At 68.4% G+C, this 23,173-nt stretch carries 23 protein-coding genes, 2 pseudogenes and 1 riboswitch; of the genes and pseudogenes, 13 read left to right on the top strand and 12 right to left on the bottom strand.

The window, feature by feature from the left end; genetic code table 11:
- Nucleotides 1-62 precede the first annotated feature (62 nt).
- Nucleotides 63-116: pseudogene (locus tag A5712_RS32710) on the top strand (hypothetical protein); the annotation flags it as partial.
- Between the two features lie 29 nt (nucleotides 117-145).
- On the opposite strand, the pseudogene A5712_RS17395 reads toward A5712_RS32710, so the two are convergent.
- Nucleotides 146-835 (bottom strand): annotated as a pseudogene (locus A5712_RS17395) (aminotransferase class I/II-fold pyridoxal phosphate-dependent enzyme); the annotation flags it as partial.
- A gap of 359 nt (nucleotides 836-1,194) precedes the next feature.
- Between A5712_RS17395 and A5712_RS17400 the strand changes: the two are divergent.
- Together A5712_RS17400 and A5712_RS17405 are read left to right on the top strand one after the other, a co-directional pair.
- Nucleotides 1,195-2,406 (top strand): acetyl-CoA C-acetyltransferase, encoded by a 1,212-nt coding sequence (locus tag A5712_RS17400; RefSeq protein ID WP_068107482.1) that lies wholly within the window; start codon nucleotides 1,195-1,197, stop codon nucleotides 2,404-2,406.
- A 4-nt stretch (nucleotides 2,407-2,410) separates the two neighbouring features.
- Entirely contained in the window at nucleotides 2,411-4,555 is a 2,145-nt protein-coding gene (locus A5712_RS17405; protein WP_068107484.1) for a 3-hydroxyacyl-CoA dehydrogenase NAD-binding domain-containing protein, read from the top strand.
- Nucleotides 4,556-4,622: 67 nt separating this feature from the next.
- Here the strand turns inward: A5712_RS17405 and A5712_RS17410 are convergent, their stop codons facing one another.
- From A5712_RS17410 to A5712_RS17420, 3 genes are read right to left on the bottom strand one after another with little or no spacing between them, the layout of a single operon-like run.
- Nucleotides 4,623-5,480: an LLM class F420-dependent oxidoreductase gene (locus A5712_RS17410; RefSeq protein WP_068107486.1), complete on the bottom strand. Its 858-nt coding sequence runs from the start codon at nucleotides 5,478-5,480 to the stop codon at nucleotides 4,623-4,625.
- A 20-nt stretch (nucleotides 5,481-5,500) separates the two neighbouring features.
- On the bottom strand, nucleotides 5,501-6,709 hold the full coding sequence (locus tag A5712_RS17415) for an FAD-dependent monooxygenase (protein ID WP_068107488.1): 1,209 nt from the start codon (nucleotides 6,707-6,709) through the stop codon (nucleotides 5,501-5,503).
- Nucleotides 6,710-6,751: 42 nt separating this feature from the next.
- Nucleotides 6,752-6,994 (bottom strand): hypothetical protein, encoded by a 243-nt coding sequence (locus A5712_RS17420; protein WP_068107490.1) that lies wholly within the window; start codon nucleotides 6,992-6,994, stop codon nucleotides 6,752-6,754.
- 150 nt (nucleotides 6,995-7,144) lie between these two features.
- Between A5712_RS17420 and A5712_RS17425 the strand changes: the two genes are divergently transcribed.
- Nucleotides 7,145-8,134, top strand: a complete 990-nt coding sequence (locus A5712_RS17425; protein ID WP_068107493.1) for an LLM class F420-dependent oxidoreductase — start codon at nucleotides 7,145-7,147, stop codon at nucleotides 8,132-8,134.
- On the opposite strand, the gene A5712_RS17430 is transcribed toward A5712_RS17425, so the two are convergent.
- Nucleotides 8,131-8,424 carry a putative quinol monooxygenase gene (locus A5712_RS17430; RefSeq protein ID WP_068107495.1) on the bottom strand — a complete coding sequence of 98 codons (294 nt, stop codon included), beginning with the start codon at nucleotides 8,422-8,424 and terminating at the stop codon, nucleotides 8,131-8,133. The two genes, A5712_RS17425 and A5712_RS17430, sit on opposite strands and share 4 nt — an antisense overlap.
- Nucleotides 8,425-8,740: 316 nt before the next feature.
- Here A5712_RS17430 and A5712_RS17435 point away from each other — a divergent pair, with 316 nt between their 5' ends.
- Nucleotides 8,741-9,154: a Zn-ribbon domain-containing OB-fold protein gene (locus A5712_RS17435; RefSeq protein WP_068107497.1), complete on the top strand. Its 414-nt coding sequence runs from the start codon at nucleotides 8,741-8,743 to the stop codon at nucleotides 9,152-9,154.
- Between the two features lie 120 nt (nucleotides 9,155-9,274).
- On the top strand, nucleotides 9,275-10,420 hold the full coding sequence (locus A5712_RS17440) for a thiolase family protein (RefSeq protein WP_068107500.1): 1,146 nt from the start codon (nucleotides 9,275-9,277) through the stop codon (nucleotides 10,418-10,420).
- A 14-nt stretch (nucleotides 10,421-10,434) separates the two neighbouring features.
- Here the strand turns inward: A5712_RS17440 and A5712_RS17445 are convergent, their stop codons facing one another.
- Nucleotides 10,435-12,084: a DNA repair helicase XPB gene (locus tag A5712_RS17445; RefSeq protein WP_068107503.1), complete on the bottom strand. Its 1,650-nt coding sequence runs from the start codon at nucleotides 12,082-12,084 to the stop codon at nucleotides 10,435-10,437.
- Between the two features lie 61 nt (nucleotides 12,085-12,145).
- On the bottom strand, nucleotides 12,146-14,398 hold the full coding sequence (locus tag A5712_RS17450; RefSeq protein WP_068107506.1) for a helicase-associated domain-containing protein: 2,253 nt from the start codon (nucleotides 14,396-14,398) through the stop codon (nucleotides 12,146-12,148).
- A 105-nt stretch (nucleotides 14,399-14,503) separates the two neighbouring features.
- On the opposite strand from A5712_RS17450, the gene A5712_RS17455 reads away from it, so the two are divergent.
- The 4 genes from A5712_RS17455 to A5712_RS17470 are packed head-to-tail and all read left to right on the top strand — an operon-like array spanning nucleotide 14,504 to nucleotide 16,112.
- Nucleotides 14,504-14,704 (top strand): hypothetical protein, encoded by a 201-nt coding sequence (locus tag A5712_RS17455; RefSeq protein WP_173817347.1) that lies wholly within the window; start codon nucleotides 14,504-14,506, stop codon nucleotides 14,702-14,704.
- 3 nt (nucleotides 14,705-14,707) lie between these two features.
- Nucleotides 14,708-15,208: a cyclic pyranopterin monophosphate synthase MoaC gene (gene moaC, locus A5712_RS17460; protein ID WP_068107508.1), complete on the top strand. Its 501-nt coding sequence runs from the start codon at nucleotides 14,708-14,710 to the stop codon at nucleotides 15,206-15,208.
- A complete protein-coding gene (locus tag A5712_RS17465; protein ID WP_068107510.1) occupies nucleotides 15,208-15,690 on the top strand; it encodes a molybdenum cofactor biosynthesis protein B in 483 nt (160 codons plus the stop codon). The genes moaC and A5712_RS17465 overlap by 1 nt, the downstream gene beginning before the upstream one ends.
- Nucleotides 15,687-16,112 (top strand): molybdenum cofactor biosynthesis protein MoaE, encoded by a 426-nt coding sequence (locus A5712_RS17470; RefSeq protein ID WP_068107512.1) that lies wholly within the window; start codon nucleotides 15,687-15,689, stop codon nucleotides 16,110-16,112. The genes A5712_RS17465 and A5712_RS17470 overlap by 4 nt, the downstream gene beginning before the upstream one ends.
- A gap of 74 nt (nucleotides 16,113-16,186) precedes the next feature.
- Here the strand turns inward: A5712_RS17470 and A5712_RS17475 are convergent, their stop codons facing one another.
- From A5712_RS17475 to A5712_RS17490, 4 genes are all read right to left on the bottom strand, one after another.
- Nucleotides 16,187-16,948 (bottom strand): transglycosylase family protein, encoded by a 762-nt coding sequence (locus A5712_RS17475; protein ID WP_068107514.1) that lies wholly within the window; start codon nucleotides 16,946-16,948, stop codon nucleotides 16,187-16,189.
- Nucleotides 16,949-16,959: 11 nt separating this feature from the next.
- A riboswitch (cyclic di-AMP (ydaO/yuaA leader) is annotated at nucleotides 16,960-17,179 on the bottom strand.
- A 205-nt stretch (nucleotides 17,180-17,384) separates the two neighbouring features.
- Nucleotides 17,385-17,675, bottom strand: a complete 291-nt coding sequence (locus A5712_RS17480; protein ID WP_068107516.1) for a MoaD/ThiS family protein — start codon at nucleotides 17,673-17,675, stop codon at nucleotides 17,385-17,387.
- Nucleotides 17,668-18,747 (bottom strand): GTP 3',8-cyclase MoaA, encoded by a 1,080-nt coding sequence (gene moaA, locus A5712_RS17485; protein WP_068107518.1) that lies wholly within the window; start codon nucleotides 18,745-18,747, stop codon nucleotides 17,668-17,670. Before moaA ends, A5712_RS17480 begins: the two co-directional genes overlap by 8 nt.
- A complete protein-coding gene (locus A5712_RS17490) occupies nucleotides 18,744-19,157 on the bottom strand; it encodes a YccF domain-containing protein (RefSeq protein WP_068107520.1) in 414 nt (137 codons plus the stop codon). Before A5712_RS17490 ends, moaA begins: the two co-directional genes overlap by 4 nt.
- A 162-nt stretch (nucleotides 19,158-19,319) precedes the next feature.
- On the opposite strand from A5712_RS17490, the gene A5712_RS17495 reads away from it, so the two are divergent.
- The 3 genes from A5712_RS17495 (at nucleotide 19,320) to A5712_RS17505 (ending at nucleotide 22,863) form a co-directional block, all read left to right on the top strand.
- The gene (locus A5712_RS17495) at nucleotides 19,320-19,730 is read left to right on the top strand and encodes a cold-shock protein (RefSeq protein WP_068107525.1); all 411 of its coding nucleotides are present in this window, start codon (nucleotides 19,320-19,322) and stop codon (nucleotides 19,728-19,730) included.
- A 134-nt stretch (nucleotides 19,731-19,864) separates the two neighbouring features.
- On the top strand, nucleotides 19,865-21,826 hold the full coding sequence (locus A5712_RS17500; protein ID WP_068107526.1) for an acyl-CoA dehydrogenase family protein: 1,962 nt from the start codon (nucleotides 19,865-19,867) through the stop codon (nucleotides 21,824-21,826).
- 32 nt (nucleotides 21,827-21,858) lie between these two features.
- Entirely contained in the window at nucleotides 21,859-22,863 is a 1,005-nt protein-coding gene (locus A5712_RS17505; RefSeq protein WP_068107529.1) for a glutathione S-transferase family protein, read from the top strand.
- Between the two features lie 4 nt (nucleotides 22,864-22,867).
- Here A5712_RS17505 and A5712_RS17510 read toward each other — a convergent pair whose 3' ends face one another.
- Nucleotides 22,868-23,170, bottom strand: coding sequence for a hypothetical protein (locus A5712_RS17510; RefSeq protein ID WP_068107531.1), 303 nt, complete (start codon nucleotides 23,168-23,170; stop codon nucleotides 22,868-22,870).
- Between the last annotated feature and the right edge of the window lie 3 nt (nucleotides 23,171-23,173).

Here is a 23,173-nt window from a genome sequence, read left to right on the forward strand (position 1 = left end):
AGGTGTACGAGCACCTGGTGTTTGACGCCAACCGCCACCTCCCGCTGGCCGGCTTCGACGGCATGGCCGAGCGCACCATCACGATCTCCAGCGCGGCCAAGATGTTCAACTGCACCGGTTGGAAGATCGGGTGGGCCTGCGGCCCAGCGCAACTCATCGCCGGGGTGCGCTCGGCCATGCCGTCGAAGCCGGCCAGCGGGAGGTGGCGGTTGGCGTCAAACACCAGGTGCTCGTACACCTCGTCGGTGATCACCAAAAGGTCGGCGGCCACCGCGATCTCGGCGATTGCGGTGAGATCCGTCGCGCTCAGCACCGTGCCGGTGGGGTTGTGCGGCGAGTTGACGATCAGCGCGCGGGTCCGTGGCGTCACCGCCCGCCGCAGGGCGTCGGCGTCCAAAGCGAAGCCACGGCCGTCGGGCACCAGCGGCACCGTCACCCGGTGCGCGCCGGCCATCGCGACCACGGGCGAATAGGAGTCATAGAAGGGTTCGATGAGGAGCACCTCCGAGCCCGGCTCGACCAGCCCGATCACCGATGCGGCGATGGCCTCGGTGGCCCCGACCGTCACCAATATCTCGGTGTCGGGGTCGTAGGCGATCCCGAAGTGCCGCCGCCGATGGGCGGCGACGGCCTGGCGCAGCGGCGCGATGCCGATGCCGGGCGGGTACTGGTTGACGCCGGCGGCGATGGCGTCCTGGGCGGCCTTTAGCAGCGCGGGGGGCCCGTCCTCGTCGGGGAAGCCCTGGCCGAGGTTCACCGCACCGATCCGCGCGGCCAGCGCCGACATCTCGGCGAACACCGTCGTCGCGTAGGGCCGGAGTCGCGACACCGTCATGGGGGAGGAGCTTAAGGCCGCGCCTTAGCGGGCTTGTCACAGCCGCCACATTGGCCCCTGGCCGGAGCACCACCGCTTGTGCCCGCCTCAGAGCGACAATGCGCGCGGGTTCTTGGCGGTGTCGCTATGAGGCGGGCAGTTCGGGTATCGGCCGGCGCAGAGAGTGGAGAGACTGATGTGACTAGCGCGGCCAATGCGGCCAAGTGTCAGCGCCGAGTTGACTGCACCGTCGCGTTCGTCCCTCTGACCAGCAGGATCCCGCCCAACCAACAGGTTGGATGGGCGCCCTGTTAGGGTGGCCGGTACTGGACCTAGTGTTTTAGGACGGACCCAAACCAATCTTCGAAGAGGAAGTCGACATGTCCGAAGAAGCCTTCATCTACGAGGCGATCCGCACGCCGCGCGGCAAGCAGAAGAACGGGTCGTTGACCGAGGTCAAGCCGTTGAACCTGGTCGTCGGTCTGATCGAGGAGCTGCGCCGGCGCCACCCCGACCTGGACGAGAGCCTGATCAGCGACGTCGTATTGGGGTGCGTGTCGCCCGTCGGTGACCAGGGCGGCGACATCGCCCGCACCGCGGTGATCGCGGCCGGCATGCCCGACACCGTCGGCGGCGTGCAGCTCAACCGCTTCTGCGCCTCCGGCCTGGAGGCCGTCAACACCGCCGCCCAGAAGGTCCGCTCCGGCTGGGACGACCTGGTGCTTGCCGGTGGTGTGGAGTCGATGAGCCGCGTCCCGATGGGCTCGGACGGCGGCGCCATGATGGCGGACCCGGCCACCTCCTATGACGCCTACATCGTGCCGCAGGGCATCGGCGCCGACCTGATCGCCACGATCGAAGGCTTCTCCCGCGACGACGTCGACGCCTACGCCCTGCGCTCGCAGCAGCTCGCGGCCGAGGCGTGGTCGGGCGGCTACTTCGCCAAGTCGGTGGTCCCGGTCCGCGATCAGAACGGCCTGCTAATCCTCGACCACGACGAGCACATGCGCCCCGACACCACGATGGAGGGCCTCGCCAAGCTGAAGCCCGCTTTCGAAGGCCTGGCCGCGATGGCCGGCTTCGACGATGTGGCGCTGCAGAAGTATCACTGGGTCGAAAAGATCAACCACGTGCACACCGGCGGCAACAGCTCCGGCATCGTCGACGGCTCCGCGCTGGTGCTCATCGGCAACGAGAAGGCGGGCACCTCACAGGGCCTGACGCCGCGCGCCCGCATCGTGGCCACCGCCACCACCGGCGCCGACCCGACCATCATGCTCACCGGCCCGACGCCCGCCACCCAGAAGGTGCTCGACCGGGCCGGGCTGACCGTCGACGACATCGACCTGTTCGAGCTGAACGAGGCGTTCGCGTCGGTCGTGCTGAAGTTCCAGAAGGACCTGAACATCCCCGACGAGAAGCTCAACGTCAACGGCGGCGCCATCGCGATGGGCCACCCGCTGGGCGCCACCGGCGCCATGATCCTGGGCACCATGGTCGACGAGCTCGAGCGCCGCAACGCGCGTCGCGCGCTGATCACACTGTGCATCGGCGGCGGCATGGGCGTGGCCACCATCATCGAGAGGGTTTAAGACCATGGCAGAGAACACCATTCAATGGGATAAGGACGCCGACGGCATCGTCACGCTGACGCTGGACGACCCCACCGGGTCGGCCAACGTGATGAACGAGCACTACAAGGAGTCCATGCACAAGGCCGTGGAACGCCTTGTCGCCGAGAAGGACTCGGTCACCGGTGTGGTGATCACCAGCGCCAAGAAGACGTTCTTCGCCGGCGGCGACCTGAAGCACATGATCAACGCCGGCCCGGAGAACGCCGGCGAGGTCTTCGCCGAGGTCGAGGACATCAAGCGCGACCTGCGCACCCTGGAGACCCTCGGCAAGCCGGTGGTGGCCGCCATCAACGGCGCCGCGCTGGGCGGCGGCCTGGAGATCGCGCTGGCCTGCCACCACCGCATCGTCGCCGACGTCAAGGGCGTCCAGATCGGGCTGCCCGAGGTCACGCTGGGTCTGTTGCCCGGCGGCGGCGGCGTCACCCGCACCGTGCGGATGCTGGGCATCCAGAACGCCTTCGTCAACGTGCTCAGCCAGGGCACCCGGTTCAAGCCGGCCGCCGCTAAGGACAACGGTCTCGTGGACGAGGTCGTCGGCAGCGTAGACGAATTGGTGCCGGCGGCAAAGGCGTGGATCAAGGCCAACCCGGAGGCGCACACCCAGCCGTGGGACGTCAAGGGCTACAAGATTCCGGGCGGCACCCCGTCGTCGCCGGCGCTGGCGGCCATCCTGCCGTCGTTCCCGTCACTGCTACGCAAGCAGCTCAAGGGCGCGCCGATGCCGGCGCCGCGGGCCATCCTGGCCGCCGCCGTCGAGGGCACGCAGGTGGACTTCGACACCGCCACCCGCATCGAGAGCCGCTACTTCACCGAGCTGGTGACCGGCCAGGTCGCCAAGAACATGATCCAGGCCTTCTTCTTCGACCTGCAGCACATCAACGGCGGCGGGTCGCGGCCGGACGGCATCGAGCCGGTCAAGATCAACAAGATCGGCGTGCTGGGCGCGGGCATGATGGGCGCCGGGATCGCGTACGTGTCGGCCAAGGCCGGCTTCGACGTGGTGCTGAAAGACGTCAGCATCGAGGCCGCCGAGAAGGGCAAGAATTACTCGGAAAAGCTCGAGGCCAAGGCGCTCGAGCGGGGCAAGACCACCGAGGAGAAGAGCAAGGCGCTGCTGGACCGCATCACGCCGACGGCCGACCCCGCCGACTTCAAGGGTGTCGACTTCGTGATCGAGGCGGTGTTCGAGAACCAGGACCTCAAGCACAAGGTGTTCCAGGAGATCGAGGACATCGTCGAACCCAACGCGCTGCTCGGGTCGAACACCTCCACGCTGCCGATCACCGGTCTGGCGACCGGCGTGAAGCGGCAGGAGGACTTCATCGGGATCCACTTCTTCTCCCCGGTCGACAAGATGCCCCTGGTCGAAATCATCAAGGGCGAGAAGACTTCTGACGAGGCGCTGGCCCGCGTGTTCGACTACACGCTGGCCATCGGCAAGACCCCGATCGTCGTCAACGACAGCCGCGGCTTCTTCACCAGCCGCGTCATCGGCACGTTCGTCAACGAGGCGCTCGCGATGCTCGGTGAGGGTGTCGAGCCGGCGTCCATCGAGCACGCCGGTACGCAGGCGGGCTACCCGGCGCCGCCGCTGCAGCTCTCCGACGAGCTCAACCTGGAGCTGATGCACAAGATCGCCACGGCCACCCGCAAGGGCGTCGAGGACGCCGGCGGCACCTACGAGCCGCACCCGGCGGAGGCCGTCGTCGAGAAGATGATCGAACTCGGCCGCCCGTCGCGGTTGAAGGGCGCGGGCTTCTACGAGTACGTCGACGGCAAGCGCACCCAGCTGTGGCCGGGCCTGCGCGAGACGTTCAAGTCCGGTTCGTCGCAGCCGCCGCTGCAGGACATGATCGACCGGATGCTGTTCGCCGAGGCGTTGGAAACCCAGAAGTGCCTTGACGAGGGCGTGCTGACGTCGACCGCCGACGCCAACATCGGGTCGATCATGGGCATCGGGTTCCCGCCCTACACCGGTGGCAGCGCGCAGTTCATCGTCGGCTACTCCGGTGCCGGCGGGACGGGCAAGGACGCCTTCGTGGCCCGGGCCCGCGAGCTGGCCGCCAAGTACGGCGACCGCTTCCTGCCGCCGGACTCGCTGACCTAGTTCTGCCGACCAGACGCAAAAGCCCCCAAAACCCAGTGTTTTCGGGGGCTTTTGTGTCTGCTCGCGGTCAGAGGGCCGCGGCGATTCGGCGCCATTGCTCACGGGGGAATTCCGCCGGGTCGGCCAGCAGCACCTGGACGCAGACGTGGTCGGCGCCGGCCGCCTGATGCTCGGCCACCCTGCGCATGACGGCGGCTTCGTCGCCCCACGCGATGATCGCGTCGAAGAGCCGATCGCTGACCTGGGCCAGGTCGTCCTCGGTGAACCCGCTGCGCAGCAGGTTTTTCGCGTAATTGGGCAGCGCCAAATACCCCTGCAGCCAATCGGTTCCGATGCGGCGCGCCTCGTCGGCGCTGTCACAAAGGATCACGGTCTGCTCCGGCAGCAGCAACGGGCCCTCGCCCAAAGTCGAACGGGCGGAAGCGGTGTGGTCGGGAGTGACGAGGTAGGGATGCGCGCCACGGGCGCGCGACGCCGACAGTTCGAGCATCTTCGGGCCGAGCGCGGCGAGCACGCGGGCCGCGGCGGGCACGGGATGCGGTGCGGCGTCCAGCCCGTCGAGGAACGACGCCGTCGCCGCCAGCGGCTTGCGGTACCGGCCGGGCTGGCCGGCGTCGATCAGCGGCGCATGGCTGACGCCGATCCCCAACAGGAAACGGTCGCCGTGCTCAGCGGTCAGGGCGGCATAGGAGTCGGCCACATCGCCGGCCGCGTGCATCCAGAGATTGAGGATCCCGGTGGCGATCACGGTCCGCGCCGTCGCGGCCAGCAGCCGCCCCACCGCGTCGAACACCGGCCCCCCCACGTCCGGGATCCACAGCGCGGTGAAGCCAAGCTCGTCCAATTCCGCTGCGGCGTCCGCGATTTCGGCGGCATCGCCGTAGCGCAGCTGGCTGCTCCAGATGCCCACACCGGCAAGGTCCACGGGAGATCACCCCCTTCGCATCAAACTTCGACTTCGCTGTAATCGGGCACCCGCATCGAGTCGTACATGCGAACGCCCTTGGTGTTCAGCCTCGCCAGCGACCTGGAGAGCGAACCGGGCATCAACGAGATCAGTTGGACCCCACGGGTTAACGCCCAGACACCGGCCCGGGAGCCGGGGATGATGGTCCTGGCGGCGCCCCGCGCGAAGGACCGGCTGCGATGCACCGGTTCGCGCATCTCCAACTCGTAGGCCGCGAACGCGCGCAGGTGATCGCCGTCGGCCCGGGCGAGTTCGCCGGCCAGCACGTAGGCGCCCAGGACGGCGAGGCTGGTGCTGCCGCCGACGGCGGGGCCGGGGCAATACCCGGCGTCTCCGACGAGGGTGACTCGTCGTCGCGACCAGATGTTCATCCGCAACTGGCTGATCGCGTCGAAGTAGAACGTGGGAGTCCGGTCGAGTTCTCCCAGCCAGTCGTCCACCTGGGGATGCATCCCCGCGAAGGCGTCGCGCAGTAATTCCTTCTGGCGCAACGAGTCCCGATAGTCGTAGTCGAGCTCTTCCTTGCTGCGGAACATGAACACCAGCCGGGCGTCGTCCAGATGATCCGCGGTGTAGACGGCCACGAGTCGACCGACGCCGATGTGGCCGAGCATCTCGCCGGGGACGGCCAGCGTCTTGGGCGCCGATACCACCGCCAGGTAGCCACCGATGAAGCGGGTGAGCCCGGCTTCGTCGCCGAAAGTTATGCGTCGGACGTTAGAGTGCAGCCCGTCGGCGCCGACGATGACGTCGAAGCTGCGGGCAGGCGAGCGCTCGAAGGTGACCTCGCCGTCGGGCTCGATCGCCGTGATGGAGTCGCCGAAGAGGTATTCGACGTCGTCGCGGCCGGCGTCGTAGTAGATCTCGCTGAGGTCGTCGCGCATGATCTCCACGTGCCGGTCCGACGCGATGCCCACCAGCTTGGTGAGGTCGACCTCGGTGGGCTGGGGCCGGCCCTCCCGATACATCGTCAGGCGGTCGGTTCCGGTGGCGAGTGCCTCAATGCGGGGCAAGACGCCCATCTTCGCCGAGATCTCCATCGCCGGGCGGAACAGGTCGACGGCGTGGCCGCCCGTCTTGCGCAGCGTCGCCGCGCGCTCGACCACGGTGACGTCGAAGCCATGGCGGGTAAGCCAGTACGCCAGCACCGGTCCGGCGATGCTGGCACCGGAGATCAGAACCCGCATAGCGGGTAAGCCTAACCGCCGGTACTGGCGCGGGGAGCGGCGCTAGTTCTGGTCCTGGGCGTTCTGGGTGAAGATGTCGCCCGAGGTCTGGCCGTTGTCGTTGACGAAATTGGTGTCGTCGGTGGCGAAGGGCGCGGTGGTCGACGGGCCGGATGCGGCGTCGGGCGCGGTCTTGCAAGGCGGCGAGGCGATGAACAGTGTGAGCGCCGCGATGGCCGCGGCACCGGCGAAGATCAGCCGGAGCGCACGGACTTTGCGGAGGCGAGCGTGCCCGAGGTTTGTCATGCGTCATTTCTAAGGCCCGGTTGTCGGCGACGGCTGGGCCGAAGCTATGCATCGGCTATGAGGTGAAGTCGGCACCAGGCTATGTTTGATTGCCCGCTTCCTCCTCGGCCCGTTCCGGGCCGCATCGTCACCGGGCTAAAGTCCCTTGCTATGCGCTTCGGTCTCTTCATTCCGCAAGGCTGGCGGATGGATCTCGTCGGCATCGAACCCGAAAAACATTGGGCGGTGATGCGCGAGTTGGCAGCCCACGCCGACAACGGCGCATGGGACTCGCTGTGGGTCTACGACCACTTCCACACCGTCCCGATGCCGACGGGCGAGGCCACCCACGAGGCCTGGTCGCTGATGGCGGCTTACGCGGCGACGACGTCGCGGATCAAACTCGGTCAGATGTGCACGGCGATGAGCTACCGCAATCCGGTGTACCTGGCCAAGGTGGCCGCGACCGCCGACATCATTTCCGGCGGCCGCATCCAGATGGGAATCGGCGGCGGCTGGTACGAACACGAGTGGCGCGCTTACGGTTACGGGTTCCCGTCGGCCAAGGTGAGGTTGGGCCGCCTCGACGAGGGCGTACAGATCATGCGCGACGCCTGGCGCGACGGCAAGGTCAGCTTCGACGGCGAGCACTACCAGGTGGACGGCGCGATCGTCGCCCCGAAGCCATTGCAGGACAATGGCATACCGCTGTGGATCGCCGGGGGCGGGGAGAAAGTGACCCTGCGCATCGCCGCGAAATACGCGCAGTACACCAACTTCACCCCGGAGCTCGAGGCGTTCGCCCACAAGTCGTCGGTGCTGGAAGGGCATTGCCGCGACGTCGGCACCGACTTCGGGGCGATCGTGCGTTCGGTCAACGTCAACGCGATCGTCGGGACGTCGGAGGACGACGTCAAGGATCGGCTGCGCCGCGTGCGCGACCGGTTGGTCGGCTACGTGCCCGAGGCCGCCGCCGATGCCATGATCGCCGGCACCACCGGCCCGGATTCGGCGGTGGGCACCGCGGAACAGGCGATCGAACGGCTTGCGAAGATCCGCGATCTTGGATGTGAGTACGCGATCTGCTATTTCCCGGAGGCCGCGTACGACCGCTCGGGCATCGAGCTGTTCGAACGGGAAGTCATCCCCGCGCTGAGCTAGATGTCGGTGGTCGTGTACCGCGTCTTGACGGGCGGTGCGGCGAGCAGCGGCGGCAGCTCGGCAATCTTGCCCTCGCCGGCCCGGAACGTGCGGTAGGCCTCGTCGTGCTCGACCGTGTCCCAGAGTTCGTAGACCACCCAGTGCGCGTCGTCGTCCTCGTTGACGAGCACGTCGGTGACCAGGTTCCCGTCGAACGCGCGGGTGACTTGCAGCGCCCGGCCCATGACCTCGCGCGCCGCGGACACCGACTCTGGCTTCAACCTGAGTTCGAGCAGCACCGTGACCGGCATAGTCGTCTCCTTATCGTCGACTCGGGGCTCCGACACCATAACGTGCCGGCGACGGTTACACCGGCCACACCAGTCTCTCGCCGAAGGGATGTCCAATGTGCCCGCCTCGTAGCGACAACGCCAAGGGAGCCGGCGGACCGGGGGCAGGGTTGTCGCTCGGAGGCGGGCAAAACGTCGACCGCCTCGCCAGGCACTGTGGGGCGAGTCCTTGAACGAGATCCGGATAAGCGATAATGAGAATACGGTTTCCACTTTTCGGAAAGCTGTTATACGGTTCAGTTAGCATTGTTCTGTTCGGACGCTGGAGGATCCCTTAATGCAGAAGGCGCTGGCCCCCGAAATCTCCACCTGGCCCGACGAGAACCCGCAGCTGATCGGGAGTCGCTGCGGCGCCTGCGGCGCCACGACGTTCCCGGTGCAGCAATGGTGTCCGCGCTGCAGCGGCGGCGAGATGACCGAGTTGCTGTTGCCGCGCCGCGGCACCCTGGTGGCGTGGACCACCCAGGGCTTCCCGCCCGGCGCCCCCTACGCCGGCCCGACCGGCAACGATTTCGTGCCCTTCGGCGTCGGCCTGGTGCAGCTGGGCGACATCATCCGAGTCGAGGCGCGGCTGACCGAAAACGACGCGGCCAAGCTGCAATTCGGCCAAGAGGTCGAGCTGACCATGGTGCCGTTGACCACGGACGACGAGGGCGCCGAGGTCATGACGTTCGCATTCCAGCCGGTGTAGTGCGATCGCGAGCGCGGCGGTGGCGATCGCGAGCGCGGCGAAGCCGGGCGAAGCGGGTCGCCACCAGAAGGCGGAGCCGGGTTAAGCGGGTCGCCACCAATTATCAAAGAGGAGCCTGAGATGACTAACGACGTTGCCATCATCGGTGTGGGCCTGCACCCGTTCGGCAGGTTCGACAAGACCGCGATGCAGATGGGGGCCGAGGCCATCCAGTCCGCGCTGGCCGACGCCCACGTGGAGTGGAAGGACATCCAATTCGGCTTCGGCGGCAGCCACGAGGTGTCCAACCCGGACGCGGTGACCCGTTTGGTCGGGCTGACCGGCATCACATTCACCAACGTGTTCAACGCCTGCGCCACGGCCGCCAGCGCGATTCAGCAGACCGCCGACACGATCCGGTTGGGCAAGTACGACCTCGGTATTGCGATCGGGTTGGACAAGCACCCGCGCGGCGCCTTCACCGACGACCCCGCCAAGCTGGCGTTGCCGCAGTGGTACGCGCAGAACGGGCAGTTCGTCACCACCAAGTTCTTCGGCATGAAGGCCAACAAGTACATCCACGACCACAACATCTCCCAGGCCACGCTGGCCAAGGTGGCGGCGAAGAACTTCCGCAACGGCGCTCTGAATCCGAATGCGTTCCGCCGCAAGCCGATTACCGAGGAAGAGATCCTTAACTCGGCCGTCCTCAACTATCCGCTGACGCAGTACATGTTCTGCGCGCCCGACGAGGGCGCCGCGGCGGTGATCATGTGCCGGGCCGACATGGCGCACAAGTACACCGACAAGCCGGTGTATGTGCGGGCCTGCGAGATCCGTACCCGCCGTTACGGCGCCTACGAGGTGCACGCCACCTTCGCTCCGCTGGACGAGGATGTCTCCCCGACGGTGTACGCCGCCAAGGCGGCCTACGAGGCCGCCGGCATCGGGCCCGAGGACGTCGACGTGGCCCAACTCCAGGACACCGACGCAGGCAACGAGGTCATCCACATGGCCGAGACCGGCCTGTGCGCCGACGGTGAGCAGGAGAAGCTGCTGGCCGACGGCGCCACCGAGATCCACGGCTCGATGCCGGTCAACACCGACGGCGGGCTGATCGCCAACGGCGAGCCGATCGGCGCGTCGGGCCTGCGGCAGATGCACGAGCTGGTGCGTCAACTGCGCGGTGAGGCGGGCGAGCGTCAGGTGCCCGGCAACCCGCGCGTGGGCCTGGCCCAGGTGTACGGAGCACCCGGCACGGCCTCGGCGACGATCCTGTCGCTCTAGCGATTGGCTCGCGGTTAAATGGCCGGGCCCAGTAGGTCGTCCGCGTCGCGGATGATGTAGCCGTAGCCCTGCTCCGCGAGGAAGCGCTGGCGGTGCGCGGCATAGTCGGCGTCCAGGCTGTCGCGGGCCACCACCGAGTAGAACATGGCGCCGCCGCCGTCGTGCTTGGGCCGCAGTAACCGGCCCAGCCGCTGGGCCTCCTCTTGGCGCGAGCCGAAAGTCCCCGAAACCTGCACGGCCACTGACGCTTCCGGCAAATCGATGGAGAAGTTCGCCACCTTGGACACCACCAGGGTGGACACCTCGCCGCGGCGAAAGGCGTCAAACAACGCCTCCCGTTCCTTGGTTCGCGTCGACCCCTGGATCACCGGGGCGTTGAGCTCGGCGCCGAGTTCGTCGAGTTGATCGAGGTAGGCGCCGATCACCAGCGTCTGCTCGCCGGGATGCTTTTCCAAAATCGATTTGACCACAGCGATTTTGGTGTGCACCGTCGAGCACAGCCGGTATCGCTCTTCGGGTTCGGCGGTGGCGTACATCATCCGCTCGTTGTCGGTCATGGTGACCCGCACCTCGACGCATTCCGCCGGTGCGATCCAGCCCTGCGCCTCGATGTCCTTCCACGGCGCGTCGTAGCGCTTCGGGCCGATCAGGGAAAACACGTCGCCCTCGCGGCCGTCTTCGCGGATCAACGTGGCGGTCAGGCCAAGTCGCCGCTTGGACTGCAGGTCGGCGGTCATCCGGAACACGGGCGCCGGCAACAGGTGCACCTCGTCGTAGATGATGAGTCCCCAGTCGCGACTGTCGAAGAGTTCCAGGTGGCGGTATTCGCCCTTGGTGCGTCGCGTGATCATCTGGTACGTCGAGATGGTGACGGGCCGAATCTCCTTGCGCTCGCCGGAGTATTCGCCGATCTCGTCCTCGGTCAGCGAGGTGCGCGCGACCAGCTCGCGTTTCCACTGCCGGGCGGCGACGATGTTGGTGACCAGAATCAGCGTCGTCGCACCGGCTTTGGCCATCGCGGCCGCGCCGACGAGCGTCTTGCCGGCGCCGCAGGGCAGCACCACCACCCCGGAACCGCCCGACCAGAACGAGTCGGCGGCCAGCTGCTGGTAGTCGCGCAGCTGCCAGCCGTCCTGCTCGAGGCTGATCGGGTGCGCCTCACCGTCGACGTAGCCGGCGAGATCCTCTGCGGGCCAGCCGATCTTGAGCAGCATCTGCTTGACCCGGCCGCGCTCGCTGGGGTGGACGACGACGGTGTCCTCGTCGATGCGCGCGCCGAGCATCGGCGCGATCTTCTTGTTGCGCAGCACCTCCTCGAGCACCGCGCGGTCGAAGCTGACCAGCGTCAGGCCGTGCGCCGGGTGCTTGACGAGCTGCAGCCGGCCGTAGCGGGCCATGGTGTCGACGATGTCGACCAGCAGCGGCTGGGGCACCGCATAACGGGAGAAGCTGACCAGCGCGTCCACGACCTGTTCGGCGTCGTGGCCGGCCGCGCGGGCGTTCCACAGCGCCAGGGGCGTGATGCGGTAGGTGTGCACGTGCTCGGGCGCGCGTTCCAGCTCGGCGAACGGCGCGATGGCTGCGCGTGCCGCGCCGGCCAGCTCGTGATCCACTTCGAGCAGCACCGTCTTATCCGACTGCACGATCAATGGTCCGTCAGTCAATTGCGCCGCTCCTCCCCATCACTTCGTTCTGCATCGTCGACGGCGCGGGTCATAGCTCCCATTATCCGGACTCCGCCGACACCACCGACGTGATGCGATGGATGGCGAAGTCACGCAGCCGCCCGGACGCCGAATCGAAGGCAACCAGCTGCCCGCCCCGCACGGAGATCGGGGACACGACCCGCTGGGTGGCCACGCCGGCGGCGTCGAGGTAGCCGATCACCAACGTGTCCTGGTCCTTGGCCGCGCGCTGCAACGTCGACATAGTGACCGCGGGGTCGACGCGGATATTCCCGAACGGCGCGGCGGTCACCTTGCGCAGCACCGAGACGACGGCGTTCAGCGTCTCCCCGCTGGGGCGCGGCGCGGGCCGGTAGGGCCGCCGCTGCTGGGGGGTGGGCACCCTCGCTCCGCGAGGCCGGACGTCGACGATCGAACCGGAGGAGTCCTCGGCGGCCGGGGCAAAGCCCGCCTGCCGCAGCCTGACGAGCACCTCGGCGATCGGCGCCGGCGACGCCGCCACCGTCGGCGCCAGGGCGCGCAACTGCAGGTCCTCCGCGGCCGCGACGGCCTGGGCGAGCAGCACCGGGTCCTCGCACCGCACGAACGATGCGGCCATGCCGATTCGGAGCTGGCCATGCCGACGGGCGACGTCGTCGATGAGGTACGTGAGTCCTTGCGGCACCGGGGTTTTGGAGTGCTTGGTGAAGAGGTCGTGCATCCAGTCGCGGGTCTTGCCGATGTCGAGCGCGTGCCGGATGGACTGCTCGCTGATGCGGTACACCATCGCCGTGCCGGCCGATTCGACGGTGGCGACGGTCGCCAGGTCCTCGGCGAGTTCGCGTTGCAGTGGGCCGGGCACCACGACGGTCAGGTCGGCCTGCAGCAGGAAGTGGTCGATCGGTGCGGGCATCGCGCGCGTCATCGCCTGCACGGCGAGCTCCGGATCGCCGGCGTCGTCCAGCAGCGCTCGCCCGGGCGTGCTGAGCGCTCCCCGACCCACCAGGCCCAGCGCGTGGCATTCGGTCAGCAGATCGGAAACGGGTTTCGGCTGCAGCCGTCTGGCCCAGCGCGGACGGCGCCAAATCAGCGCGGCCGAGGCGGTGACGGCGTCGACACCGGCCCCGGGCGGCAGCTCGGACAGCATTCCCAGCAGCAGTCGCCGGTCCAGCGGCGCGGCCGTCGAGTACAGCGAATCGGTAAGGGCGCCATAGGGTTTGGCATCGGGACCGCGGGTACCGATCAACGCGGGGCGGCCCGGCAGGTCGAGCCAGGTGCCGGCCAGCACGTGCCAACGCTCGGCGGCGGTCATCGCGGAGAACCGTTCGGTGGCCGCCGTCGGTGCCCAGTACGGTCCCTCGCCCTCGGCGGGCTCCGGGTCGGGCATGCCGCTGGCGATCAACCCGGCCGCGGCGGCGACCTCGAGGATCAGGCCCAGCCGCGGTTCCTCGACGCTGGTCGTTTTGGCCAGCCGTTTGAGGTCCCGAATTCCCAGTCCGCCGCTGCGAAGCTCGGAAACCGGTGCGGCGCCCAGGGTTTGAAGCAGCACGTCGATCTCGCGGAGCAGGTCGATGACGGCTCCCGCGGCGACCGCGTCCACGTCGTCCGCGGTGGTGGTCGACACCGCCGGGTCGGGGGCCGTCAGCTGCATGGGGCCGGGGTCCTCGCCGCGCAGCACCTGCCCGACGTGCCGGGGCAAGATCACGGTGTCGGCGTCGATGCGCCGCAGCAGACCCGTCGCCAGCAGCTGCGGCACCGGGCGATCCGCCGGGGCGCCGGGGGCGGCGTCGCGGGTGCGGCCCATCGGCGAACCCTCGAGCAGCTTTTGCAAGACGTCGAGCTGGGGCTGGTCGAGGTCGTCGATGAGGCCGGCGATCTCCTCGCCGGTGCGGGAGTTGTCCTCGAGCGTGACTTGCCCCGGGTGCCACGGCAAGGCGGTGCCGGCATCGGCGGCCACCCGCACCGCGGCATCGCCCCAGACCAGCGCGCGCTGCCGCAGGTCGTCCAGCGCGCCGAGCACGTCGGCCTCGGGGGCCCGGTCGCCGATGAGCGCGAGCAGCTTGGCGATTTGGACCGGGGCCGAGTCGGCCTGCAGGACCAGCAGCGCGTCCAGCACCGCCAGCCGCAAGAAGTCCAGGTCGTCGGTGGCGGCCTTGACCGACTGGCGCGCCTGGGCGCGCGCGGCCAGCGCCGCGATGCTGCCAGGCGGGGGCTGGGCGAGGTCTGGCCGGAGTTCCAGCAGTCGGATCAGCCGCTCGTCGGGCAAGTCGGCCAGCCAGGACCCCAGCGGGATGTCCGGGGTGTTATCGGTCATTGCTGACCAGCGTAAAGCAGTCCTCGCGACCCGCTGGTAGGCAAATCCCACGGTCAGCGTGGCCTTGCGCCGCGGGCGTGGGCGCCACCTGTCAGAATGGACCCCGTGGCTGACTCTGCTGAAGGCAAGGCGCGTAAGACCAACTACGTCGACAACGGCTGGCCGACGACGGACCCGGACGACCACGCCGTGAGCGAACTGGTGAGCGACCGGACGGGTGCGCTGTCACCCTTCGGGGAGCTGGTCTTCCCGTTGCCCGCGACCGACCTGCCCTACGTTCACCCGGTCACGGTCGTCAACCGATAACCCATGGCTGGGGCCCCGGAGGCCGCCAAGGCCTCGGCAGGCACGCTCTCGCACCTGGACGAGCGGGGCGCGGCGCACATGGTCGACGTCACGGAAAAGGACGCCACTCGGCGCACCGCCGTCGCGGCGGGCGCCCTGCGCACGTCGCCGGAGGTGGTGGCGCTCGTCTCGACCGGCGGCCTGCCCAAGGGCGACGCGCTGGCTACCGCGCGGGTGGCGGGCATTCTTGCGGCAAAGCGCACCAGCGACCTGATCCCGCTCTGCCATCAGCTCGCGCTCACCGGGGTGGACGTCGATTTCACCGTTGGCGAGTCGGACATCGAGATCACCGCGACCGTGCGCAGCACCGACCGCACGGGCGTGGAGATGGAGGCGTTGACCGCCGTCAGCGTGGCAGGGCTCACGCTGTACGACATGATCAAAGCTGTTGACCCGGCCGCCCGTCTCGATGACATCCGGGTGCTTCGCAAGCAGGGCGGCAAGACCGGAACCTGGGAGCGGTGATGGGCACGCGATCCGCACGAATAATCATCGCCTCGACCCGTGCGTCGTCCGGCGTGTACGACGACCGATGCGGGCCCATCATCGCGGAATGGCTTGAACAGCATGGCTTTTCGCCCGTGCAGCCCGAGGTTGTGGCCGACGGGGAGCCGGTCGGTGAGGCGCTGCGTGGGGCGCTCGACGCCGAGGTCGACCTGATCATCACCTCGGGGGGCACCGGTATCTCGCCCAGCGACGTCACCCCGGACCAGACGGTCGCGGTGCTGGACTACATGATCCCCGGGCTCGCCGACGCGATCCGCCACTCGGGCCTGCCGAAGGTGCCGACGTCGGTGCTGTCGCGCGGCGTATGCGGTGTGGCCGGCCGCACGCTGATCGTGAATCTGCCGGGATCACCCGGAGGAGTGCGCGACGGGCTCGGCGTGCTCGCCGACGTGCTCGACCACGCACTCGACCAACTCGCCGGCGGGGATCACCAGGGATGACCCGGGTGCTGCGCGCCGCCATGACCGAAGAGCCGATCGTTCTGGCGGAGCACGAAGAGCTGGTGGGCCATCAGTCGGCCGGGGCGATCGTCGGCTTTGTCGGCATGATTCGCGACCACGACGGTGGGCGTCGGGTGGTGCGGTTGGAGTATTCCGCGCATCCGTCGGCCGAGCAGGTGCTGGCCCAGGTCGTCGGCGAGGTCGCCGAGTTGTCCAGGGGGGTGCGCGCGATCGCGGCCAGCCACCGCATCGGCGTGCTGCACATCGGGGAGGCGGCGCTGGTGGCCGCGGTGGCCGCCGACCATCGGCAGGAGGCGTTCGACACCTGCGCGCAGCTGGTGGACACCATCAAGGCGCGGTTACCGGTGTGGAAGCACCAGTTCTTCGACGACGGCACCGAGGAATGGGTGGGCTCGGCCTAGAGACGACCCGGGCGCCCTCCCGCAATCGGCAGGTTTAGCGGGAGAGCGCCGGGCGTCTGGGATAAGTGGAGGCGTCAGCTGGCCTGGGGCGGCTGCCCCAGGGCGTCCAGCGCGTCGTTCCCGTGGATGTCGGCGCCGCGGATCGCTTCCAACAGTTGCCGGGTGAAGCCCACGTCCGCGGTGCGGGGCGAGTCGGCCGGCGGCGGCGGCACATCCACGGGCGGCGCGGGCGGCACGGCGTCCGCGGGAGGCGCCGGGGGCGTCGCGTCCGCAGGGGGCGGCGTCGGTTGGCCGAACGACGTCAGCGTCACCGGCGGGCCCGGGTCGGCGGGCGGCGGGGGAGGAGGCGGAGGCGCGTCCGGCGGCGGGGCGTCCGCGGGCGGCGGTGCCAGCGGCGGCAAGCCGTTGAGGCCGGGCGCATCGATGGGGTTGTCCATGCCCGCGGGTACGGGCGCGGGAACCTGGCGCGGAGTGGGGCCCGACAGCGGACCGCCGCACACGGGCCACGCGCCGCGACCCTGGGTCGCTAGCACGCGCTCGGCGACCGCGATCTGCTGTTCCCGGGTTGCCATCTCGGCCGACGGGGCGAATTCGCCGCCGCCGTGCGAGGCCCAGGTGCTCGAGCTGAACTGAACACCGCCGTGATAGCCGTTGCCGGTGTTGATTCCCCAGTTGCCGCCGGACTCACAGCGGGCTACCTGGTCCCATTCGCCGTCGGTGGCCGCGGCGGCCTGGCCGGCCAGGGCGATGCTGCCGCCACCAATTACCGCCCCTGTGAAGGCGATCTTGGCGACGCTGATGCTGGATGTTGTGGGCTTACGGTGACGTCCACTCATACGCGCCGAAATATTCCTCTCTCGTGACGCGCCTACGAGGTCAGCTGTCGGGTTCGGGTTGGAGAGGCCACCCGGCCGTCGCCGCGCTCCGCATGGGAGCCGGTGTCGGCTTCACCCCTAGGAGCCGCAAGCGGCTCCGGTCCGATCACGGTGGACCGGTGGGTCCCCCGCCTCCATCCGCTGTTGGTCGGTGATCCCCGCCTATTGGATGGAGCTCGGCGCGATAGGAGGGGAGGAACGCCGTTCGGTAGATTGACGAACCGTCGGTGACGCTAGCGCGTTCTGTTCGTCTCGTCACGTCTTGCGAAACCCGGCGTTTCCCTCTCGGCCATTTGCGAAAAGCCCAGGAACGCTAGGGATTTCCGCTGGTCATAACCCCCGATATCGGAGCGTGATTTTGCCGTTATCGTTCCGTTACGTGAGGTATCTCACAGTTTCATCCGCCGGCGAAGGGCGGCAGAACGTCGATCGTGTCACCGGTCTGTAACGGTATGGTTTCGTCGCGAACGGCGATGCCGTCGCGCAGGTAGGAGCACCGGCTCAACACCGTGGCGAGGCGCGATCCGCGGACTGCGAGACGCTCGGTCAATTCGGCGATCGTGGTGCCCGGGCGCACCACCACAGTCTCCGATTCCGTGCCCGCCGCGGCGCGCGCGGCCGCGAAGTAACGGACCGTCACCTGGATTCCCGCCGCCTCGGCCGCGGCCTGGCCCGCCGGGCTAGCCACCGATCGCGCTCATGGGACGGACGGGCTGGATGAAGTCCGGATCGTTGATGCCATGGCCGGCGGGCTTAGCCCACATCGCGGCGCGCCACGCCGCCTCGATCGCGTCGTCGTCGGCCCCACCGCGCAGCAGGCCCCGAAGGTCGGTCTCGTCGGTCGAGAAGAGGCAGCTGCGGATCTGGCCGTCGGCCGTGAGCCGGGTGCGGTCGCAGGTCGAACAGAAGGCGTGCGACACCGACGCAATGACACCGAACTTCGCGCTCGGCGTGTTGGGGCCCGTGTCGACCAGCCAGAGCTCGGCCGGTGCCGAGCCGCGCGGCGCCGGGTCCGGGCGCAGCCGGAAGTGCGGGCGCAGCACCGCCAGCACGTCGTCCGCCGTCAGCGCGGCGCCACGCCGCCACTGATGCCCGGCATCCAGCGGCATCTGCTCGATGACCCGCAATTGATAGCCGTGCTCGAGGCAGAACCGCAACAGGCCGACGACGTCCTCACGCCCCGTCGCGGGGTCGAGGACGGCGTTGACCTTGACGGGAGTCAGGCCGGCCGCTTTGGCGGCCGCCAGGCCGTCCAGCACGTCGGCGAGCCGGTCCCGGCGGGTGATGGCCGCGAAGTGGTCTCGGTCCACGCTGTCCATCGACACGTTGACCCGATCCAGGCCCGCCTCGGCGAGGGCCGCGGCGCGCCGCGCCAGCCCCACGCCGTTGGTGGTCAGCGAGATCTCGGGGCGGGGCCGCAGAGCCGCCGCCGCGGCGATCACCTCTTCGAGGTGGCGGGACAACAGGGGCTCGCCGCCGGTGAACCGCACGCTGGTGATGCCCAGCCGGGTGACGGCGATGCGCATCAGCCTGGCCAGCTCGTCGGGGCTCAGCAATTGCTCGCCGGGGAGCCAGTCCAGGCCCTCGGCCGGCATGCAGTAGCTGCACCGCAGATTGCAACGATCGGTAAGCGACACCCGCAGATCGGTGGCGGCGCGTCCGTAGGTGTCCAGCAGCGGGCCGCTGCCCGGAACGTTTTGAGCGACGGGTTGGTCCGCGCGGCCGCGGACGGTCGGTAAGCCCAAAGCGGTCAGCGTCATGCGGCCACCGGCGCGAATCGGGTCGGCGGGGTGGGCGAGTTCGAGGGAACGATTTCTTTGCCCAGCGGCATCAACGACACCGGGATCAGCTTGAGGTTGGCCAGCGCGAGCGGAATGCCGACGATGGTGACCGCCATCGCCACCGCGCTCACCAGATGACCGATCGCCAGCCACAACCCAAAAAGCAGCACCCAGACGACATTTCCGATCAGCGCGCCGGTCCCGGCGGTCGGTTTGTCGACGATGGTGCGGCCGAACGGCCACAACGTGTAGGACGCGATGCGCAGCGATGCGAAGCCGAAGGGAATGGTGACGATGAGCAGGAAACTGACCAGCGCCGCCAGCAGATATCCGGCGGCCATCCACAGGCCACCGAATACCAGCCAGACGATGTTCAGGATCAGGCGCATCTCTCCTCCTGCGGTAATGCCCAGACTACCGAGTGACGGGTAACGGGGGTGCTCGTCAGGCGGGCATCCGAGTAGGATCAGAATCCAACATGCGTCCTGCGCAGGCGGGACGCTTCTTGCGTTGCCCATCCTAGTGTTCCGTCAGACAAGCAGGTGAGACCAGTGCCGACCGGCAAGGTTAAGTGGTACGACGCCGAAAAGGGGTTTGGCTTCCTGTCACAGGAGGACGGCGAGGACGTCTACGTCCGTTCGTCGGCGTTGCCCGAAGGGGTCGAGGGGCTCAAGTCCGGGCAGCGGGTGGAGTTCGGCGTCGCCTCGGGTCGCCGTGGACCGCAGGCCTTGAGCCTCAAGCTGATCGATCCGCCGCCCAGCCTTGCCAAGACGCGCCGCGAGGCGGCGCCGGTCGAGCGCAAGCACAGCCCCGACGAGCTGCACGGGATGGTCGAGGACATGATCACGCTGCTGGAAAGCGCCGTGCAGCCCGAGTTACGCAAGGGGCGATACCCCGACCGCAAGACCGCGCATCGCGTCTCCGAGGTGGTCAAGGCGGTGGCCCGGGAGCTCGATTCCTGAGCTTCGAGCCACTCGCGACGAACCGGTATGCCGAGAAGCTACTGGGTGGTAACTTCGACGTGCGTAGGTCGTAATACTCCGCCCACCGGCGGGTACCCATGACCTCGATGTGAGTCGTTAGCGAGGAGGCGGCGATGGCACAGCAAGCTCAGGTCACCGAGGAACAAGCGAGGGCCCTGGCCGAGGAATCCCGCGAAAGTGGTTGGGATAAACCGTCATTCGCCAAAGAGCTCTTTCTCGGGCACTTTCCGCTAGAACTCATCCACCCGTTCCCCAAACCCTCCGCCGCCGACGAGGCGCGCATCGACGCCTTCCTCGGCAAGGTGCGCGAGTTCCTCGACACCGTCGACGGCAGCGTCATCGAGCGCGACTCGCAGATCCCCGACGAATACGTCAAGGGCCTGGCCGCGCTGGGCTGCTTCGGCATGAAGATACCCACCGAATACGGCGGCCTAGGCATGTCGCAGGTGGCCTACAACCGCGCGCTGGTGATGATCTCTTCGGTCCATCCCAGCCTCGGCGCCCTGCTGTCGGCCCACCAGTCGATCGGGGTGCCCGAGCCGCTCAAACTTGCCGGCACGCCGGAACAGAAGCGAAAGTTCTTGCCGCGCTGCGCCGCCGGCGCCATATCGGCGTTCCTGCTCACCGAGCCCGACGTGGGCTCGGACCCGGCGCGCCTGGCGTCGACGGCGACACCCGTCGAGGACGGCAAGGCGTACGAACTCGAGGGCGTGAAGTTGTGGACCACCAACGGCGTGGTCGCCGAACTGCTGGTGGTCATGGCCCGGGTGCCCAAGAGCGAGGGGCACCGCGGCGGCATCAGCGCCTTCGTCGTCGAGGCCGATTCGCCCGGGATCACCGTGGAGCGGCGTAACAAGTTCATGGGGCTACGCGGCATCGAGAACGGTGTCACCCGGCTGCACCGGGTGCGGGTGCCCGCCGAAAACCTGATCGGCCGGGAAGGCGACGGCTTGAAGATCGCGCTGACCACGCTCAACGCCGGGCGCCTGTCGATTCCCGCGAGCGCGACGGGATCGTCGAAGTGGGCGCTGAAGATAGCCCGCGAATGGTCGGGGGAGCGCGTGCAATGGGGCAAACCGCTCGCCAAACACGAAGCGGTCGCGAGCAAGATCTCGTTCATCGCCGCCACCACCTACGCCCTCGACGCGGTGCTCGAGCTCTCCGCCCAGATGGCCGACGAAGGCCGCAACGACATCAGGATCGAGGCGGCGCTGGCCAAGTTGTGGTCCAGCGAGATGGCCTGCCTGATCGCCGACGAGCTCCTGCAGATCCGCGGCGGGCGCGGGTACGAGACCGCCGAGTCGCTGGCCGCGCGCGGGGAGCGCGCGGTGCCGGCCGAGCAGGTGGTGCGCGACCTGCGGATCAACCGCATCTTCGAGGGATCCAGCGAGATCATGCGGTTGCTGATCGCGCGCGAGGCGGTCGACGCCCACCTGACCGCGGCCGGCGACCTCGCCAAGGCCGACACCGGCTTGCGGCAAAAGGCCGCCGCGGCCGTCGGCGCGAGCGGCTTCTACGCAAAGTGGTTGCCGCAGTTGGTGTTCGGTGAAGGGCAGCGGCCCAGGGCGTATAGCGAGTTCGGCCCGCTGGCGTCCCACCTGCGGTTCGTCGAACGCTCCACCCGCAAGCTGGCCCGCAACACCTTCTACGGGATGGCGCGCTGGCAGGCCAAGCTCGAGCAGCGGCAGGGATTCCTCGGTCGCGTCGTCGACATCGGCGCCGAGCTGTTCGCGATGTCGGCGGCGTGCGTGCGCGCCGAGGGGCAGCGGGCGGCGGACCCCGCCGTCGGCCGGCAGGCCTACGAGCTGGCCGACACGTTCTGCCAACAAGCCACACTGCGGGTCGAGGCCCTGTTCCAGGCGTTGTGGGCCAATACCGACAGCAGCGACGTGCGGCTGACCCACGACGTGCTGGAGGGCCGGTACACCTGGCTGGAGGACGGGATCGTCGATCAGTCCGAGGGCACCGGACCGTGGATCGCGCATTGGGAGCCCGCCGAATCGACGGAGGCCAACCTGGCCCGCCGGTTCCAGACGAGCGCGAAGGCCGACGCGATGGGCGGAATCGCCGATTAGTTGACGCCGGCCGAAGGGGCAGAATTGTCCTCATGGCCTCTTATGTCGCCCCTGCGGGCGAATTCACCCGCGACACCAACTACATCAACACCCGCATCACCGCCGACGGACGCGACGGCTACCCGGTAGAGCCGGGCCGCTATCGGCTCATCGTGGCCCGCGCGTGCCCCTGGGCCAACCGCGCGATCATCGTCCGGCGGCTGCTTGGCCTGGAAGACGTTCTCTCCATTGGGTTTTGCGGCCCCACCCACGACGAGCGCAGCTGGACCTTCGACCTTGACCCGGGCGGCGTCGACCCGGTGCTGAAGATCCCGCGGCTGCAGGACGCCTACTTCAAACGCTTTCCCGACTACCCCAAAGGGATCACCGTCCCGGCGATCGTCGACATCCCGACCGGCGCGGTGGTCACCAACGACTTCGCGCAGCTGACGCTGGATCTGTCCACCGAGTGGACGGCCTACCACCGCGACGGCGCGCCGCAGTTATACCCGGAGCCGCTGCGCGCCGAGATCGACGAGGTGAGCAAGCGGATCTACACCGAGATCAACAACGGTGTCTACCGTTGCGGTTTCGCGGGCTCGCAGCAGGCCTACGAAGCGGCATACGACCGGCTGTTCACCGCGCTGGACTGGGTCAGCGACCGCCTGGCCAACCAGCGATACCTGGTGGGCGACACCATCACCGAGGCCGACGTCCGGCTGTTCACCACCCTGGCCCGCTTCGACCCCGTCTACCACGGGCACTTCAAGTGCAACCGGTCAAAGCTGTCCGAAATGCCGGTCCTGTGGGCCTACGCGCGCGACCTGTTTCAGACGCCCGGCTTCGGCGACACCGTGGACTTCGTCCAGATCAAGCAGCACTACTACATCGTGCACGCCGACATCAACCCGACGCGCATCGTGCCCAAGGGACCGGACCTGGCCGGCTGGCTTGCCCCACACAGCCGGGAAACCCTGGGCGGCAGGCCTTTCGGGGACGGAACCCCTCCCGGGCCGCCGGTCGACGGCGAGCGGGTGCCGGCCGATCACAGCGCGTAACCGGCTACTCGACTCGCCATTCGCTGCGCGCTCGCATGTCGTCCTCGTACGCCTGGGCTTCCGCCGCCAGCTGCCGGAAAGCCGAGGCGGTTTCGGGTTTGTTGAATTCTTCGTTCAACCCGGCGGGCAGCAGGCGGATCAACTCGACCACGAACTGCAGGGACCGGCCGCTGTTCAGCGCGTCCGTGATCGAGTCGATCATGTCCTGAAACTGCATGTCGCTGTTCGTCGCCGCGGCCAGTGCGAGCGTCACGGCGGCGCGGCGGGTATCGTCGGGCCAGATCGAATCGTTGTGCGGTGGTTTCATTTT

Origin of the sequence: Mycobacterium sp. E2327, assembly GCF_001672675.1 — a bacterium.
Classification (GTDB): Bacteria; Actinomycetota; Actinomycetes; order Mycobacteriales; family Mycobacteriaceae; genus Mycobacterium.

Coding starts and splice junctions, on each gene's coding strand:
- A5712_RS17400 (WP_068107482.1), top strand. CDS start 1,195: ATGTCCGAAGAAGCCTTCATCTACGAGGCGATCCGCACGCCGCGCGGC.
- A5712_RS17405 (WP_068107484.1), top strand. CDS start 2,411: ATGGCAGAGAACACCATTCAATGGGATAAGGACGCCGACGGCATCGTC.
- A5712_RS17415 (WP_068107488.1), bottom strand. CDS start 6,709: ATGCGGGTTCTGATCTCCGGTGCCAGCATCGCCGGACCGGTGCTGGCG.
- A5712_RS17420 (WP_068107490.1), bottom strand. CDS start 6,994: ATGACAAACCTCGGGCACGCTCGCCTCCGCAAAGTCCGTGCGCTCCGG.
- A5712_RS17425 (WP_068107493.1), top strand. CDS start 7,145: ATGCGCTTCGGTCTCTTCATTCCGCAAGGCTGGCGGATGGATCTCGTC.
- A5712_RS17430 (WP_068107495.1), bottom strand. CDS start 8,424: ATGCCGGTCACGGTGCTGCTCGAACTCAGGTTGAAGCCAGAGTCGGTG.
- A5712_RS17435 (WP_068107497.1), top strand. CDS start 8,741: ATGCAGAAGGCGCTGGCCCCCGAAATCTCCACCTGGCCCGACGAGAAC.
- A5712_RS17440 (WP_068107500.1), top strand. CDS start 9,275: ATGACTAACGACGTTGCCATCATCGGTGTGGGCCTGCACCCGTTCGGC.
- A5712_RS17450 (WP_068107506.1), bottom strand. CDS start 14,398: ATGACCGATAACACCCCGGACATCCCGCTGGGGTCCTGGCTGGCCGAC.
- moaC (WP_068107508.1), top strand. CDS start 14,708: ATGGCTGGGGCCCCGGAGGCCGCCAAGGCCTCGGCAGGCACGCTCTCG.
- A5712_RS17465 (WP_068107510.1), top strand. CDS start 15,208: ATGGGCACGCGATCCGCACGAATAATCATCGCCTCGACCCGTGCGTCG.
- A5712_RS17470 (WP_068107512.1), top strand. CDS start 15,687: ATGACCCGGGTGCTGCGCGCCGCCATGACCGAAGAGCCGATCGTTCTG.
- A5712_RS17475 (WP_068107514.1), bottom strand. CDS start 16,948: ATGAGTGGACGTCACCGTAAGCCCACAACATCCAGCATCAGCGTCGCC.
- moaA (WP_068107518.1), bottom strand. CDS start 18,747: ATGACGCTGACCGCTTTGGGCTTACCGACCGTCCGCGGCCGCGCGGAC.
- A5712_RS17490 (WP_068107520.1), bottom strand. CDS start 19,157: ATGCGCCTGATCCTGAACATCGTCTGGCTGGTATTCGGTGGCCTGTGG.
- A5712_RS17500 (WP_068107526.1), top strand. CDS start 19,865: ATGGCACAGCAAGCTCAGGTCACCGAGGAACAAGCGAGGGCCCTGGCC.
- A5712_RS17505 (WP_068107529.1), top strand. CDS start 21,859: ATGGCCTCTTATGTCGCCCCTGCGGGCGAATTCACCCGCGACACCAAC.
- A5712_RS17510 (WP_068107531.1), bottom strand. CDS start 23,170: ATGAAACCACCGCACAACGATTCGATCTGGCCCGACGATACCCGCCGC.